Source organism: Laceyella tengchongensis (genome assembly GCF_900182735.1).
GTDB classification, from domain to species: domain Bacteria; phylum Bacillota; class Bacilli; order Thermoactinomycetales; family Thermoactinomycetaceae; genus Laceyella; species Laceyella tengchongensis.
On sequence record NZ_FXTU01000001.1, the window covers coordinates 173,941 to 190,220 of the forward strand.

Consider the following 16,280-nt stretch of genomic DNA (forward strand, 5'->3'; position numbering starts at 1 on the left):
TTGACAATAAATGGGTTGGTTTTTTCTATGGGAAAAATGGAATACATTTTCCTTGCAGTATGATATGATGAGTATTCAATCTTACATTTCTTCAAACGGCTCATCCGCTGAATGAGGAAGTCAGGGATGGGTTATCAAGATTTTATTTGGAAATCACGCTAATGAGACATCAGCTCCATCAATCGAATGGGGTGGATGATTTCGGTGATGGAAGCTGAAAGGGGCTTTATTGATATTGAAAACATTTCATGACTTCGGGCTTAGCCCGGATGTGTTAAAAGCGGTCGAGGGGATGGGCTTTGACCAGCCGACTCCGATCCAAGAAAAAACGATTCCTCTCGCATTGGATGGCCAAGATGTATTGGGCCAGGCGCAGACCGGGACGGGGAAGACAGCGGCATTCGGCATCCCGCTCGTGGAAAAGGTTTCCCTCGATTCGGACGGGATTCAAGGTCTGGTCATCACGCCGACCCGAGAGTTGGCGATGCAAGTGGCTGCGGCGTTGCACCGGTTGGGCAAGGTCAAGCGGGTGCGGACATTGGCGGTGTACGGAGGCCAGGAGATTGACAAGCAAATCCGCTCATTGAAGAAACGCCCGCATATTGTCGTGGGCACGCCAGGACGATTGCAGGATCATTTGCGCCGGCGAACCATCCGCTTGAACGATCTTCGGATGGTGGCGATTGATGAAGCCGACGAAATGTTGCAGATGGGCTTTATCGAGGAGATTGAAGCGATTTTGGCACAAGCGCCTGACATCAGGCAAACGCTGTTGTTCTCGGCGACAATGCCACCAGCGATCAAAACGTTGGCTGAGAAATTTATGACCCAACCAGTTCATGTTAAAGTAAAAGCCAAAGAAGAGACGATTCCTAGCATTGAACAATATTACATTGAATTGCACCCGAAACAGAAGTTTGACGCCCTTTGCCGGTTGATCGAAACGCAAGCACCGGAATTGGCGATGATCTTCGCGCGCACCAAAAAACGGGTGGATGAGGTTGCGGAAGGGCTAAACAAGCGGGGATACCATGCTGAAGGATTGCACGGTGACCTTTCGCAAGCGCGTCGGACGGCCGTCATGCAACGGTTTAAACAAGGGATGATCTCCATTCTTGTGGCTACGGATGTGGCGGCTCGCGGATTGGATATCAGCGGTGTGACCCATGTTTACAACTTTGACATCCCACAGGAAGCGGAAAACTATGTACACCGGATCGGCCGCACCGGCAGAGCAGGGAAATCGGGTGTGGCGACCACCTTTGTCACCCGCCGTGAAATGGATCATCTGCGGATGATCGAACAGGTGATCCGCCGCAAAATGACACGGGCGGAAATTCCGACCATCAAAGACGCGTTGCGGGAACAGCAGCGCATCGCTGTCGAGCAGTTAGCAAAAGTGGTCGATGGGCAAACCGACAGCGATTATGCTACATGGGCCAACCACTTGCTTGATAAGCACGACCCCGTGACTGTCGTTGCCGCGGCATTGAAACTGCTAACCAAAGAGCCCAACACCACGCCTGTGCAAATCTCGGAGGATGGTGGCGGCTTCTTCCCTAATAAGAAAGGGATCAGAGGCAAAGGCGGCTCGCGTGGCGGTGACTGGAGCAAAGACAAACCCCGCCGCCATGACCGCTCTGCCGGTAAAGGTAAGACGTTTGTAGCCAACAAAAAAAAGGGTAAAAACCATCGTGTTGATGTGTGAAGAAACCGCCGCCCCAAACGGGTGGCGGTTTTTTCATTCCCGTCCGTTTGCCATTGACCCGGTCAAACGTCAAGATGTAGCATTAGCAGTGTGATATAAACAAAGAAACGGGGAGCGGACGGATGACGATGGGACAGATTCCGGCATATCCAGAATGGTCTTGGTCGCAATCACGGCACCATCTGTTGACGGAATGCAAGCGTAAGTATTATTACCACTACTACGGTTCCTATCCGGGTTGGCTGGCGGAGGCCTCCGATGAAGCGAAACGTTTGTATCGGCTGAAACAGTTGCGTACGTTGAACCTTGTGTTTGGTGAAGTGATGCACCGCCTTGCTCATGTGGCCTTGCAGCGTTGGGAGCGGGAACGCGCTTTGCCGGGGGAAGAGGAATTGCAACATATCGCGCGCATGTTGTTAAACCAAGCCGTGCGGGATTCGCGGGACCCAGTGGAATGGTGGGAAACGCCAACGCGGCGGACCATGTTGCATGAACTTTATTATGGAGGGACGCTCCCGGCGGAATTGGTTGCCGAATTGAAAGAGAGGTTGCCGTTGTGCATCCGCCATCTTTTGCAAAGCACCAGCCTGCGTGAGCGCTGCGGTTCTGCTACCGCGGAAACGGTAGAGGCAGAACATTTGAGCAAGTGGTTTTTGGAAGAGACGAAGGTGTACGTCAAAGTGGATTGGATTTATCGGGTTGGGGAGAAATGGGTGGTCGTCGATTGGAAGACGGGCGAAAAAGAGGAGGCCCATGCTACGCAACTCAAGTGGTATGGGTTGTATCTACACCAATGCTACCATGTTCCTTTGTCACAGATAGAATTACGCGCTGAATACTTGTTGACGGGGGAGTGCGAACAGTTTGGCGTCACTGAACAGGATATGGATGAGGCCTTAGGGCGGATGCATGCCAGTGTGCGAGAGATGAGAGAGTTGCTAGCCGATCCAGAGCGGAACGCCCCTTTGCCGGAGGAGGCATTCCCTGCCACTTCTGACGAGCGGAAATGTCTATGGTGCAATTTTCAAGAGGTTTGTAGTGCGCGCCGATAAAGGCGCTTTTTTTGTCATGATGGTAAGTGAAGAATGTTTTGCAGCCATGTTTACCCGAATGATAAGACCGGAAGATGAAATAGCCGAAAGAGGAGAAAAGGTCTCCTTTTTCGGCTATGCTTTATTCTTGCCGTGCTTGTTTGCGCAACGCATATTTCAATACTTTACCCATGCCGTTTTTGGGTAATTGATCAATAAATTGCACTTGGGTGAGTTTATACTTGGCCAAACGGGAGTGGCAATGCTCGAGGACATCCGTTTCGGTGAGATCCGACTCGGGCGCTTTTACCACATAAGCCCGAGCGAGCTCGCTCCAAACCGGGTCTGGCACCCCGATCACTGCCGCTTCTACCACGCCGTCGAGCTGATTGATCACAGCTTCCACTTCCGCGGGAAACACCTTTTCGCCGCTCGTCGCGATCATGTCCTTATACCGATCAACAATGTACAAATATCCTTCCTCATCGATCTTGCCGGCGTCTCCGGTGTGAAACCATCCTTTTTTTAGCACGTTGCGGGTTGCTTCAAAGTCGTTCCAATATCCTTTGAACACAAAAGGTCCTTTCACCACGATCTCACCGATTAGCCCTGGTGGCAGCTCTTGGTTTGTTTCGGGATCGATGATTTTGATTTCGCCCACGAGAAGTTTGCCGACCGAACCGATGTGATCCATGTCGCGTGATTGCCAGAAAGTCACACCCCCGGTGCATTCGGTTGCTCCATATCCCACATTGAGCGGATAACCCAAGGCGTCAAATTGTTTGATCAGCGATTCGGGAACGGGAGAGCCGCCGCTGTATATTTCTTTCAATGAGGGGAAATCCTGGCCGGACTTCAGCAAGCGAGGCAACATCAGGTGAAGCAGGGAAGGTGCTGCGAACAGCGTGTTGATGTTTTCTTTTTCCACCATATCCAAGATATAGGCCGGATGGATGTGGGGGATGAAGACCAGCGTGGAGGCGAATAGCGGTGCCGCTGAAATTGTGCACACCCCGCTGATGTGAAACAAAGGGGCCGAGGCCAATTGACGGTTGCCATAAGCGGGTTGCGTAGCCAACATGGAGGCTATCGTGGCGTGGTACAGATTGGCGTGGGTGGTACATACCCCTTTCGGTTTGCCAGTTGTGCCGGAAGTAAACGTGATCACACAAGTTTCTTCCATATCTATCTCTATGTAAGGCTCTGTGTCAGGATAAAAGGTGAAGATTTGCCCAAACGAAGGATCGAGTTCATCGCCGATGCTGACTTTGATTTTCTTTTCTATATCGGTGGACAGTGAATCAACGATGTTGGAGAACGCCTCGTCATAGAACAGGAAACGGGGCTTGCTAGATTCCACCATCCAATCGATTTCAGTCGACGTTAACCGATAGTTGATTGGAACGAGGATGGCCCCCACTTTGGCTATCGCGTAAAACAGGGTGCAAAAAGGGTGGTCAGTCGCGCATAACACGGCGATGCGCTCTCCTTTTTCCACTCCTTCCGACAACAGGTAGTGGGCCACTTGATTGACACGGTGGTTATATTCACGGTAGGTGATGCGGGTTTCATTGGAAACCAATGCCTCAAGATTGGGTGAAAAGTCTGCCCTTCTTCTAAGAAATTCCCCCACTGGATACATGCAATCACCCCAGTCTGATAAAAATTCAGATTTCACACAATATATATTAAACTAGCAGGTGGCGAGTGGCAATCATCAGCGGGTTTTCGTTTGTGTCGGTTTTTTCGATAGCGAGCCTTGATGGGAAGCGATTGTTGAGAGGATTGGGCTCAGTTAAAATTGGGAAAAGGATGCGAGATGTGTTCAATTTTTTATAGAAATGAGAGGGAGCGGCGCAAATGAAAAAGAGAAGTTTGCGCATCTGGCTGGGCACAGCGGCTGTTGTAGTCGGAGTGGTTTTGATTGTCGTTTGTTGGCGGGTGCTGACGGCACAGTACTCGGTGGCTGGTTTGCATCCCCAAGTGGCCCAGGCCAAGGAGCAATTGATCGAGAATTGCAGGAAGCGAGGGATTCACATCCAGATCACAGAAGGGTTCCGCTCATTTGCGAAACAAGATCAACTTTATGCCAAAGGCCGGACGGAGCCGGGGCGGGTAGTGACCTACGCTCAAGGGGGCGAGTCCTACCACAATTACGGACTGGCAGTGGATTTTGCGTTATATGATCCCAAGCGGAAGCGTCTAAGTTGGGATGTAGAGAAAGACGGCAATGGGAACGGGGTGCCCGATTGGGAAGAAGTCGTGCAAGAAGCCAAAGCGCTGGGCTTTGCATGGGGCGGGGATTGGAAGGGATTTAAGGATTACCCGCATTTGGAAATGACCTTCGGGCAGTCAATCGTCGAATTGATGCTTGCTAATAGATGGAGAGAGTGGATGGGTTGGTGGTAAGCCCATCCTTCAGGTTCACTCACGGCGGCGGAAAATCTTTGCCTCATATCCTGTTTTTTCATTTGCCTCTAGCGTTTTTTGATATAGTCGGGACTTCAACTTTTTGGTAAACTCGTCTTTGTAACGAAAAGATCAGGGGTGAGGGGATGACGGGGCAAGAGGCGTTAGTGAATTTGTTTAAGGAAGTCCAATTGCCGACAGAATGGTTAGACCAACAATTCAAAGAAGGAACGATTACTGAAGTCCTGGTCGACCGGGCTGCACAAGCCTGGAAAATCCGAATCCGCTTGCCAGAACCGATAGATGCGGGGATCTGGCAGGAGTTCCAAGTTCGGATTAAAAAACATTTTCAACCACACATCCAAGTCAACGTGTTGTTTGACTATGATCACATAGATCATGACACCGTATTGAACATGTACAAGGGTTTTATCCAGCGGTGGATTCAGGAGAGAGTTGCCCCGGCCGCTTCCACTTGGTTTGGGCAGACAGAGTGGCGGATTCAAGATGGGGTGATCCGCATCGATTTCCCCAACCCGGCCACACTGCAAATGGCGGAGCAACGTGGGTTGGAACGGCACATCGCCCGTTGTTACCAGCGGATCACTGGAGCGGAGTTGCGGGTGCGTTTCGTATGTGAAAAGCCCGAGTTAGAGGTTTCGCCAGCCGCCTATTTTCAGGAGAAGAAGCAACAAGAAGAGCGGCAGCTAGTGGCGCAAGCGCTGGCTGAACAGAAAGAAAGGGCGGAGAAGGCCAAATCGGGAGAAAAGCCTGACGTACCTGGCCCAGTGCTGGAGAAGAAGATCGGTTATGCGATCCAGGATGAACCGGTTTCGATCGCTTCCATTACTGAAGAAGAGCGGAAAGTGACGATCAAAGGGAAAGTGTTCAAAGCGGAAGTCAAGGAATTGAAGAGCGGAAGGAAGCTGTTGACGTTTAACATCACCGACTACACCAATTCCATCGCTTGTAAATTCTTCGCTTCTCCCCGTGAAAAAGAGCAAGAACAGATCATTGCCATGATCAAGGACGGGGACTGGCTGAAGGTGCGCGGTTCGGTTCAGTTTGACACGTTTTCCCGTGAGTTGGTCATGATGGTTAGCGATCTGATGGAGGTTCATGTCCCTGAGCGGATGGATACGGCTGAAGAAAAGCGGGTGGAGTTGCACTTGCACACCTCCATGTCCACCATGGACGGCATCACCGACGTAGGCAAGGTGATTGAGCGTGTGGCGAAGTGGGGACACCGCGCGGTGGCAGTCACCGACCATGGTGGGGCACAAGCGTTTCCTGACGCCTATGACGCCAGCAAAAAACACGGGGTTAAAGTGTTGTACGGATTGGAAGCCAATGTGGTCGACGACGGGGTGCCGATGGTGATGAATGCGGCCGACCGGGTGCTCGCTGACGACACCTATGTGGTGTTTGACGTGGAGACCACCGGGTTGTCGGCGGTGCATGACGTCATTATCGAATTGGCTGCTGTCAAGTTAAAGAATGGGGAGATTATCGACACGTTCTCCGAATTCGCCAATCCCCACAGAAAACTATCGCAACAGATTATCGAGCTGACCCACATCACGGATGATATGCTGACAGACGCCCCAGAGATCGATGATGTGATTGCCCGTTTTCTGTCCTTTATCGAAGATAGTGTCTTAGTCGCTCACAATGCTCGCTTTGACATGGGCTTTTTGCAAGAAGCAGTGAAACGCATCGGTGAAAAGCCGGTAACCAACCCGGTTTTGGACACGCTTGAGTTGGCTCGTTTTCTGTTTCCGACCTTGCGTAACCATCGCTTAAACACATTGGCTGATAAGCTGGGAGTCAAGTTGGAGCAACACCACCGGGCCATCTACGATGCGGAGGCGACGGGGCACATCTTGTGGAAGATGCTTCTCATGGCCAAAGAAAAAGGCATTACCAATCTGGCTGAATTGAATGAGCAACGAAACGATACCGATTATACGCGGATGAGGCCATTTCATGCCATCTTGTTGGTGAAAAACCAGGAAGGCATGAAAAATTTGTACAAACTGATCTCGATGTCGCATTTGAAGTATTTCTACCGGGTGCCACGCATTCCGCGTAGCGAATTGGTGAAACACCGGGAAGGGCTGATCATCGGTTCCGGCTGTGAGCGAGGAGAATTGTATGAAGCGGCGCTTAACAAGGCGCCAAGCGAGGTCGAAGAGATCGCCCGCTTTTATGATTACCTTGAAATCCAACCAGTCGAATACAACATGCATCTGGTTGAGAAAGGGTTGGTGGAAAGCCCGGAGCGCCTCCGTGAAGCCAACCGGCTGTTGGTCGAAATTGGGGAGCGGTTGGGCAAGCCCGTTGTCGCCACTTCCAACAGCCATTACTTGGACGAGCATGAAGCCATCTTCCGTGAGATCATCGCGATGAACCAGACCGGTGCTAAGCCGCAATTACCGTTGCCAAAGGCGCATTTGCGGACGACCGATGAGATGTTGGAGGAGTTTTCCTATCTGGGGGCGGAGAAAGCGAAGGAAGTGGTGGTCACCAACACCCAGCTAATCGCTGATCAGATCGACGATGGTATCAAGCCGTTCCCAGATGAAACATTTACCCCTGAGTTGGAAGGGGCAGAAGAAGAATTAACGGAGATTTGTTACCGCACCGCCAAAGAATGGTATGGGGACCCGTTGCCAGAAATCGTCAAAAGCCGGTTGGAGCGGGAGCTGGGTTCGATCATTAAACACGGGTTTAGCGTGTTGTACATGATTTCGCAAAAAATCGTGTACAAATCGCTCCAAGACGGGTTTTTGGTCGGCTCGCGGGGATCGGTTGGCTCTTCATTGGTCGCGGCCTTGAGCTTCATTTCAGAAGTGAATCCGTTGCCTCCGCACTATCGTTGCGAGAGTTGCCAGTACAGTGAGTTTATCACCGATGGCTCTTATGAGAGCGGATTTGACTTGCCTGACAAGAAATGTCCGAAATGCGGGACTGACCTGTGGAAAGACGGACACGACATTCCCTTTGAAACCTTCCTGGGCTTTGAAGGGGACAAGGCGCCCGATATCGATCTCAACTTTGACGGCGAGTATCAACTCCGAGCTCACCAATACACCGAGGAATTGTTCGGCAAAGCCTATATTTACCGCGCGGGGACGGTGGGCACCGTCCAAGAAAAGACCGGATATGGGTACGCCAAAAAATACGCGGAGCAAAAAGAGATCACATTGCGGCAAGCGGAGCTGGATCGGCTGGCGCAAGGATGCGTTGGGGTCAAACGTTCGTCGGGTCAACATCCAGGGGGACTGATGGTTGTGCCCCAAAACAAAGAAGTCTTCGACTTTACCCCGATTCAGCATCCAGCCGATGATATGAAGTCGGGCACGATCACGACGCACTTTGATTACAACGCGATCAGCGGGAAAATCTTAAAGTTGGACCTGTTGGGGCATACCGGTCCGACGATCCAGCGTTATCTGCACGAAATGACGGGAATCGACCCGACCAAAGTGCCGCTCGGTGATCCCAAGGTGATCGAACTGTTCCGTAGCACCAAAAGTTTGGGGATCAGTCCTGAAGACATTAATGGCATTGAACACGGTACCCTTGGCATTCCCGAGTTTGGCACTTACTTTGCCCGCGGGATTCTCAAAGATGCCAAACCCAAACGCTTTAGTGAACTGGTGCGCATTTCCGGGCTGTCACACGGAACGGACGTATGGCAAGGAAACGTGCAGGATTTGATCAATGAGGGTGTCTGTACCCTGTCAGAAGCGATCTGTTGCCGCGACGATATCATGTTGTATCTGATCCGCATGGGACTGCCAGCCAAAGCGGCCTTCAAAATCATGGAGAAGGTGCGTAAAGGGAAAGGCGTGACAGAGGAAGAAGCGGACTTGATGCGGCAACACAATGTACCGGAGTGGTACATCGGTTCCTGCCAGAAGATCAAGTACATGTTTCCGCGGGCTCACGCTGCCGCTTATGTGACTGCGGCGGTGCGGATTGGTTGGTACAAGGTGTATTATCCAGCAGAGTTTTATGCGGCTTTGTTCTCCACCAAAACGAAAGACTTTGACATCGAAGAGGTGCTCAAAGGATATAATCATGTGTCTCGCTTGATCAAAGAGATCAATGAGAAAGGATTCCAAGCGTCAGCCAAGGAGAAGGCTTTCTTGACGGTGTTGGAATTGGTGCAGGAAATGTATGCGCGTGGCGTCAAGATCAAATCGGTGGATCTCTATCGTTCGCCAGCGGAGAAATTTACGGTGATCGATGGAGAGCTTGTGCCGCCCTTCGCTTCAATTTCCGGCGTGGGCGAGAGCGCCGCACAAAATATCGTGGAAGCGCGCAAAGAGGGCGAGTTCCTCTCAAAAGATGACTTGCAAAAGCGGGCGCGCCTGTCCAGTACCGTGATAGAAGTGCTTGATCGCTTGGGGTGTCTGGAAGGTTTGCCGCAAAGCAATCAATTGGCGTTGTTTTAAATGAAAAGATAAAGCCCCCTTCTCTTGAAGAGGGGGCTTTTTTGCGTATATGGTGCCTGAGCATCATCGCTGTTTTGTGCTTTAGACGGCCAACGCGACGAACCCCGCCTTCGGTTGAAAGCGGGATTGGTTGTTTAGAAGGTGGGGATTATCTGTATCTACGCGCCACAAAAAATTGGACCAAAGGGTGTAGAACCAGTACGAAACATAAGGCTGCAAACAAAGTGATGTTGCCGAAATCCCCTTTTCGTAGAAACACAATCCGATCGACAATCCAAAAGACAAACAAACCGAGAGCGGAAATATGGTAACTGATGGTGGCGCTGTGATGGGTGATTTGTTTCCCCATCTCATCTTTTGCCATTTTGAAATCGGTTCCCCAAGTGAACAGGTGCAGCGCCAGCACAAATAGCATGACGAGTGTCATGACATCCCCTTGATCAAACGGTTCGCCACGCAAATATTCAACCGTGTTCAATCCGATGACCAACAGACATAACAACCCTACCAATGTGATGAGAATGGGCGAACGTGATAATCGCTTTTTCATCTTATCCCTCCAAGATGTCAACTTTTTTTGAACTGGAATAATTGGTCCACAGTCACACCTAGCACGGCCGCCAATTGGAACGCCAAGGCCAAGCTGGGGTCATACTTGTTGTTTTCAATCGCATTAATGGTTTGGCGTGAGACATTGCATGCTTTGGCCAACTCATCTTGCGACAGGCCATGTATTTTTCGCAAAGCTTTGATTTGATTTTCCATAGGCTTCCTCTGTTTCAATTATGTAAAATATATTTTACATTTCGAGTGTACCGCCTCGTCGACTCGATGTCAAATGTTTTTTACATATGAAAGCAAAAAAGCCCGCCACAAGGGCGGACCTGTAGGAAATGGGGTACTGACGATTAGCACCAGCCTAGATCGCAATGCTCGACATATGAATCAGCGGTGGAAGTAGCTGGCTTGGTTGATAATTGATACAGCTGTCCGTTTTCCAGTTGGTACGTTGGCGAGAGCGCAAGCCTTTCACCTGAAACACGCATTTCGCCGATCACTTGGCTCCCGAGGGAAAATACCAATTTTCCATTGTCCAATTTGATTTTCACTTGGTCAGTCACATTTGTTTTTCTTTGCATGTTTGTCATCCTCCTCATTTTTTGTTTGGTTTCCAATTAGCCGCACATTGCCCGCCTGATTGCAACGCTTGTAGGACACGCAACACTTCTTCCGCATTGCGACCGACATCCCCGTCAGTGGTCATCTGAAAACGAATAAGCCCATCTGGGTCGATAATGAACAAACCGCGTTGCTTTCTAGAGCGTGTCTGATGAATAGGCCAGCGGCTCCAAAAACCATTTTCTCCTTCGCTTTACCCTGTGCATCGGCGCTCCTCGAGAAAAGGTTTTTCCGCCGCTTCTTCCCTACCAACTTGATTTGCCAGACACACCCTAGTGTGAATGATGGTGCGGGGAGTCCCACTTGCCGTTGAATCATGGCGATGCCTCCTTGTTTACCGGTGTAACATCAAGATAACAAACAATGATAATTATTGTCAATATCAAATTATAATTATTATCGTTAAATAACTATTATTGTTCAGTGGTCAGAGAGCTGAAAGGTGCGAAAAACGGCGTGTTTTATCAGTTTCGATCCCGCTATAATTTGTCACAAATTTTTGGTGAAAGGCGTCCCAAATTGAAAAGAACATGCGAATGAATATAGTGGATGCAGTTTATGATTGACTGGAAAGGGGATTTTCGCTTGAAGAAAAAGTTTTTCACAGGCGTCCTAGCCACAGCTGTAATCGGTTCCTTGCTTGTGCAACCGGCGTTGACTGATGCCGCGCCAAGCAAAAAGGTGAACTTGGCTGATGAAATGGTAAATTCGTTGCGTCTCAAAACCATTCATAAACTAGAAACTTATAAACAGGAAAAAACGAGTTCTTTCTCTCAGAAAACCGTGCGCGCCATGACGGCCGTAACGCAAGTCACGGTGGCTAACACCCTGAAGCCGAGCAATTTTCACTCTTACAAAATGCAGGTGACGAAAGGAGGTACCTTAAACGTCACCGAGCCGGCATCGGATGATTACGGATATGTTGTCGTGAACGAAGAGACCGGCAATGAATACTTCTCTGGAGATACATTGACGGCGGGCACCTACCACTTTGTAGTCTTCAGCATGTCCGATGCGCCGGTCAGCTACAGCTTGAGCGTCAGCGGTGTGACCATGGAGATGGACACCCAGTTGCCAACGCTGAATGTGACCAGCCCAAAAACCATCGATCATCGTTTGCCGAAGAATACCACGGCTTTGACACTGAGCGGAAGCGCTACGGGTGCCAGCAACACGTTCTATGCGCTAGATGGTTCGGATGACATCTCGTTCAACAGCACCAGCTTCAACAAGCAAATTACGGTTTCCACCGGTTACCACGGGGTGGATTTGGGGGCAACCACGGCGACAGGCAACATGGTGGTGCAAAGCCATACGGTGACTGCTCCAGGGTTGAAACGCATTGCCGGTGCTGATCGCTATGCGGTGTCGGCTAACGTGAGCAAGGAGGCATTCCCTTATGGTGCGGATACGATTGTGCTCGCGCGTGGGGACTTGTACACGGATGCCTTGGCAGGTGGGCCGCTGGCGGCGTTGAACTTTGCGCCGATGCTCCTTACCACCACAGATGCTTTGCCTGCGCCAATTACTGCGGAGATCAAACGGTTGCAACCGTCCCGCGCCATCATCTTGGGCGGAACCGGGTCGGTGTCCACTGCAGTGGAAAACACATTGAGAAACATGGGTATGACTGTAGAACGGATCGCTGGTGCAGACCGCTTCGTGGTTTCCGCCAACATCGCGTCCCGGATCAAAGCAGATGGCTTTGAAACCGACACCGCAATCATTGCCAGCGGGTTGAACTATCCTGACGCCTTGTCCGCATCCAGCCCAGCAGGCCAAATTCCTCTGCCGATCTTGGAAGTGTCGACCAACTCCATTCCGGCTTCCATCGAGACTTACATCAAAGCCAACGGCATTAAAAACTTCATCATTGTAGGCGGACCGAGTACTGTGTCCGACACAGTGAAGAACAAGCTCAAGTCCTTCGGCGGCGTGGTTGATCGCATCAGCGGAGCCAACCGTTTTGAAGTGGGTGTGAACATCGCCAACTACTTCTATGATGAACAATATGGCTTGATGGACCCCAGCAACATCGTCTTTGCCACCGGACTGGATTTCCCAGATGCCATCTCTGGAAGCCCGATGGCGGCTAGCATCTATTCCCCGATGTTGCTCACCTACCGGGACAAATTGGACCCCATGGTGAAATCGTACCTGGAGAAGACGGTGCCAAGCATCACCAAGCGTGATGTGTTCTACTTGATCGGCAACACCACAACGGTGAATGCCACGGTGGAATCGTATCTGAAAAGCTTGATTGACTGATTAGATTTGCCTTAGGAAGAAGAAATCGAAAAAAGGCTGTTGACTCTGAACCGGGTCGACAGCCTTACTTTTTGGAGTGAGGAAGTTGTCGGCACTTTATATGAAATTGGGGGTGCTCGGGCTTAGCCTAAACCAGCTTGAAGGGCAACAAGTGATGCCAAGGGCGTGCTTTTGTCAAATTAGTAGAAACGTATAATAACAGCAAAGAATATTTATAAAAAACGAAATATATTTGTGGTATAAATGAAAAAGTAAGTGCTTAACTTCTAAGAGGAGGTTCACATCATGAAAAAGCGCTTGCCCGTGCTTTTCGGTATCATTGCGATTGCTATTGGAGCGAGTATTTCAGTCTTTGCCCCCTCATCGAAGGCGGCCACGTACACTGCGACAGTGGACCGTGTGGTGGATGGGGATACGGTTTATTTGAAAGAGACCATCAAGGGCACGAATAAGGTGCGCATGTTGTCCATCGATACCCCGGAAACCAACTATCAAGGCGCTTCCCAAGAACCCTGGGGCACCAACGCCAAGAATTACTTGGCCCAACTCCTTCCCAGCGGAACCAAAGTGACAGTGGAGACGGACGTGGAAGAAACAGATGCTTATGGGCGCTTGTTGGCCCATCTCCACAAAGGTAGCTTAGACGTGAACAAAGAGATGGTGCGTCAAGGACATGCCGTTACTTATTATATTTGGCCCAACCTGTTGCACTTCAGCGAATACCAAAATGCGTATCTCGAAGCGAAGCAGAATGGGCGCGGGATGTGGAGCACCGCCAACCCGATTAAGGAACTGCCGTTTGAATTCCGCGATCGGATCTCAGGGCAACCTCAAGACAAGTTTGTGGGTGATTACAGCACGAAGAAGTATGTAGCGCCGGCCGACTATAAGCAAGTGCCCATTGAGAAGCGGGTGTTTTTCTTCAGTGAAGCGGATGCGAAAGCAGCGGGTTACACCAAGTCGAACAACGGAGGGACACCTGCGGGCAACTTAGTTATCAACGAAGTGTTGCCTGCTCCTTCCAGCACATTTACCAACGAGTTTGTGGAGATATACAATCCCACTTCTTCTACAATCGACCTGTCCGGTTATGTGATTGACGATGTGGTTGACGGCGGTGGAGCTCCGTATGTGATCCCGAGTGGCACGTCCATTCCCGCCAAAGGTTATTTTGTATGGGAAACAAATAACTACTTCAACAATAGCGGTGGAGATGATGTTACGTTGAGAGCACCCAATGGGGCAATCATCGATCGGTACCACTATGGTTCCACCGGTTATGATCGCTCATGGTACCGCTCGCCGGATGGTGGGGATTGGGCCGCAACCCAAGACGCAACCCCAACCAAAGGGGCGGCCAATCGCTAAGTGAATAAATGAACACACAAGCGCGTCCCAGATGCATGCTGGGACGCGCTTGTGTATGTTGAGGGGAAATCGGGTTGCGGTCGGGAGCTTCATGCTATCGTGCGCCAAGGTATACGAATGAACCTGCCTCAGGAGTCGTGATGTAACCCCCGGGTGACTTTCTGCAAGCGGTCGAATAAATGTCGTGCTTCCTGCATCAATTGGGACAGTTCTTCAGGAGAGATTTCGTTTTGTTGGACAAGCTGTTCTGGAATCCGGCAGGCGTCTTCTTTGAGTTTCCTCCCCGCATCGGTCAGGTGGATCAACACTTTCCGCTCATCTTCAGTTGAACGTTTTCGTGTGACCAATCCCATGGTCTCCAACTTTTTCATGAGCGGGGTTAAGGTGCCGGAATCGAGGTACAACCGCTGCCCCAGCTCTTTCAGCGTTAATCCGTCTTGTTCCCATAAAACCAGCAACGCCAAATACTGAGTGTATGTGATGCCCAAGGGATCGAGAATGTGGCGGTACAATCGGCTGATCTCGCGAAAACAGGCATAAATGGTGAAACACAGATGATTATCCAAATTCAATACCCTTTCCACCTCGTCATGGTCGATGATAGGATAGCTATTTCGTTTATATAAATCATTCTACATTCTGTCAAATGTTATTTGTGTTTAGCTGATGTGGATGAAAGGAGGGCAACAAAGAAGCCCCCTACATTGAGGGGGCGTGCTAGATATGATCATTCGCTTACGACCGTCGTAGCGCTGTTTGCTTTGTACATTCGCTGCGCAAGAAGGTGTTGAAAGATCAGAAACAACCCGCTCACGGACCAGTACAAAGGCAATACCGCCGGGGCGTTAAAGGAGATTAGCCCGATGAATACAGGAGAGAGATAACTCAGCATGGTCAACGTCTTTTGCTGACGAGGCAATGAGCCGATCTCAGATACCTTGACGTTCAATAAGGAGACCAGTATGGCAATGATCGGCATGACGGTATCGCTTTGTCCCAAGTTGAACCAAAGAAAGGAATGTGTAGCGATGTCAGGTGAGCCGATGATCGCATAGTAAAAACCCATCAGAATAGGCAATTGGACAAGGATGGGCAAACAGCCAAACGCCGCCACGGGATTGAAATCGTGCTTTTTGTACAGTTGCATCATTTCCTGTTGCATCTGTTGTTGCGCTTTGGCATCGTGTGGCTTGTCACCGTACTTTTCCTGAAGCTTTTGCAGTTCAGGTTGTATGAGACGCATCTTTTCGTTCATCGCTAGCTGGTCGCGGCGCTGTTTCAGCATGATTGGCAACAGCGCCAGTCTGATCAAGAGAGTGAGCACGATGATGGACAAGCCGTAATTGTCACCAAACAACCCGGCAACCATCTTGATCAAGTCGGAAAAAGGCCCGGCCAAGAGGCCCGCGAACCAACCCGGCTCGTGGGCGTCAGGCGCTTGGCATCCGCCCAACAACAGCAGCGCCGCGGCTAGGAGTAGCATGGCGCCAAAGCGCCTGATGAACGTGAATGCAGATGTTTTTTTCATAAGGTGTTCCCCCTCGGTTTTCATATAGCATGGTCATGCTGAAAACGGGGGGAACATGATCCTCATCATCTTCAGGCCCTTCTCGCCTTTTTATGCTACGCGTCAGCCATTGCCGTTTTCGCTTTGTTTCGCGTGGGGGCGCCGGCGCGGTGAAGAGGATTCGCTTCACCATTTGGTCCCGGCCAGCCCGGATCAGTTTGAATGCGCATAAAAGGGTCAAGATGACGCTGATGGATACCAGCATCGGGATCATCTCGTGGAACTCAAACCACATCCGCATTCACCTCCTCATCGGCTTTTATGTTTCTTCTAATTATCTAGCATCG

General features: G+C 50.4%; 13 protein-coding genes and 1 pseudogene. 6 read left to right on the forward strand and 8 right to left on the reverse strand.

Annotated features, from left to right (window positions below):
- Window positions 1-235: 235 nt before the first annotated feature.
- Together cshA and QQZ12_RS00890 are read left to right on the forward strand one after the other, a co-directional pair.
- Window positions 236-1,708, forward strand: coding sequence for a degradosome RNA helicase CshA (gene cshA, locus QQZ12_RS00885; protein ID WP_102991593.1), 1,473 nt, complete (start codon window positions 236-238; stop codon window positions 1,706-1,708).
- Window positions 1,709-1,830: 122 nt separating this feature from the next.
- Window positions 1,831-2,760 carry a PD-(D/E)XK nuclease family protein gene (locus tag QQZ12_RS00890; RefSeq protein WP_102991594.1) on the forward strand — a complete coding sequence of 310 codons (930 nt, stop codon included), beginning with the start codon at window positions 1,831-1,833 and terminating at the stop codon, window positions 2,758-2,760.
- Window positions 2,761-2,881: 121 nt separating this feature from the next.
- Here QQZ12_RS00890 and QQZ12_RS00895 read toward each other — a convergent pair whose 3' ends face one another.
- Window positions 2,882-4,381, reverse strand: a complete 1,500-nt coding sequence (locus QQZ12_RS00895; protein ID WP_102991595.1) for a class I adenylate-forming enzyme family protein — start codon at window positions 4,379-4,381, stop codon at window positions 2,882-2,884.
- Window positions 4,382-4,599: 218 nt separating this feature from the next.
- Between QQZ12_RS00895 and QQZ12_RS00900 the strand changes: the two genes are divergently transcribed.
- On the forward strand, window positions 4,600-5,148 hold the full coding sequence (locus QQZ12_RS00900) for a M15 family metallopeptidase (protein ID WP_284723818.1): 549 nt from the start codon (window positions 4,600-4,602) through the stop codon (window positions 5,146-5,148).
- Between the two features lie 146 nt (window positions 5,149-5,294).
- The gene (locus QQZ12_RS00905; protein WP_284723819.1) at window positions 5,295-9,611 is read left to right on the forward strand and encodes a PolC-type DNA polymerase III; all 4,317 of its coding nucleotides are present in this window, start codon (window positions 5,295-5,297) and stop codon (window positions 9,609-9,611) included.
- 148 nt (window positions 9,612-9,759) lie between these two features.
- Here QQZ12_RS00905 and QQZ12_RS00910 read toward each other — a convergent pair whose 3' ends face one another.
- The 4 genes and pseudogenes from QQZ12_RS00910 to QQZ12_RS00925 form a co-directional block, all read right to left on the reverse strand.
- Window positions 9,760-10,161 carry a hypothetical protein gene (locus QQZ12_RS00910; protein ID WP_102991598.1) on the reverse strand — a complete coding sequence of 134 codons (402 nt, stop codon included), beginning with the start codon at window positions 10,159-10,161 and terminating at the stop codon, window positions 9,760-9,762.
- Between the two features lie 17 nt (window positions 10,162-10,178).
- Complete coding sequence (locus tag QQZ12_RS00915; RefSeq protein ID WP_102991599.1) at window positions 10,179-10,376, reverse strand: helix-turn-helix transcriptional regulator; 198 nt, start codon at window positions 10,374-10,376, stop codon at window positions 10,179-10,181.
- Window positions 10,377-10,519: 143 nt separating this feature from the next.
- Window positions 10,520-10,750, reverse strand: coding sequence for a DUF2553 family protein (locus tag QQZ12_RS00920; protein WP_189318964.1), 231 nt, complete (start codon window positions 10,748-10,750; stop codon window positions 10,520-10,522).
- A gap of 14 nt (window positions 10,751-10,764) precedes the next feature.
- Window positions 10,765-10,920, reverse strand: a pseudogene (locus QQZ12_RS00925) (peroxiredoxin); the annotation flags it as partial.
- 428 nt (window positions 10,921-11,348) lie between these two features.
- Here QQZ12_RS00925 and QQZ12_RS00930 point away from each other — a divergent pair.
- Window positions 11,349-13,058 (forward strand): cell wall-binding repeat-containing protein, encoded by a 1,710-nt coding sequence (locus QQZ12_RS00930; RefSeq protein ID WP_284723820.1) that lies wholly within the window; start codon window positions 11,349-11,351, stop codon window positions 13,056-13,058.
- Window positions 13,059-13,343: 285 nt separating this feature from the next.
- Complete coding sequence (locus QQZ12_RS00935) at window positions 13,344-14,426, forward strand: lamin tail domain-containing protein (RefSeq protein ID WP_106342557.1); 1,083 nt, start codon at window positions 13,344-13,346, stop codon at window positions 14,424-14,426.
- 128 nt (window positions 14,427-14,554) lie between these two features.
- Here the strand turns inward: QQZ12_RS00935 and QQZ12_RS00940 are convergent, their stop codons facing one another.
- The 3 genes from QQZ12_RS00940 to QQZ12_RS00950 all read right to left on the reverse strand — a co-directional run bounded on the left by QQZ12_RS00940 (window position 14,555) and on the right by QQZ12_RS00950 (window position 16,228).
- Complete coding sequence (locus QQZ12_RS00940; RefSeq protein WP_102991603.1) at window positions 14,555-15,010, reverse strand: MarR family winged helix-turn-helix transcriptional regulator; 456 nt, start codon at window positions 15,008-15,010, stop codon at window positions 14,555-14,557.
- A gap of 143 nt (window positions 15,011-15,153) precedes the next feature.
- Window positions 15,154-15,954: a membrane protein insertase YidC gene (yidC, locus tag QQZ12_RS00945; RefSeq protein WP_102991604.1), complete on the reverse strand. Its 801-nt coding sequence runs from the start codon at window positions 15,952-15,954 to the stop codon at window positions 15,154-15,156.
- A complete protein-coding gene (locus tag QQZ12_RS00950) occupies window positions 15,857-16,228 on the reverse strand; it encodes a hypothetical protein (protein ID WP_189318966.1) in 372 nt (123 codons plus the stop codon). The genes yidC and QQZ12_RS00950 overlap by 98 nt, the downstream gene beginning before the upstream one ends.
- Window positions 16,229-16,280 lie beyond the last annotated feature (52 nt).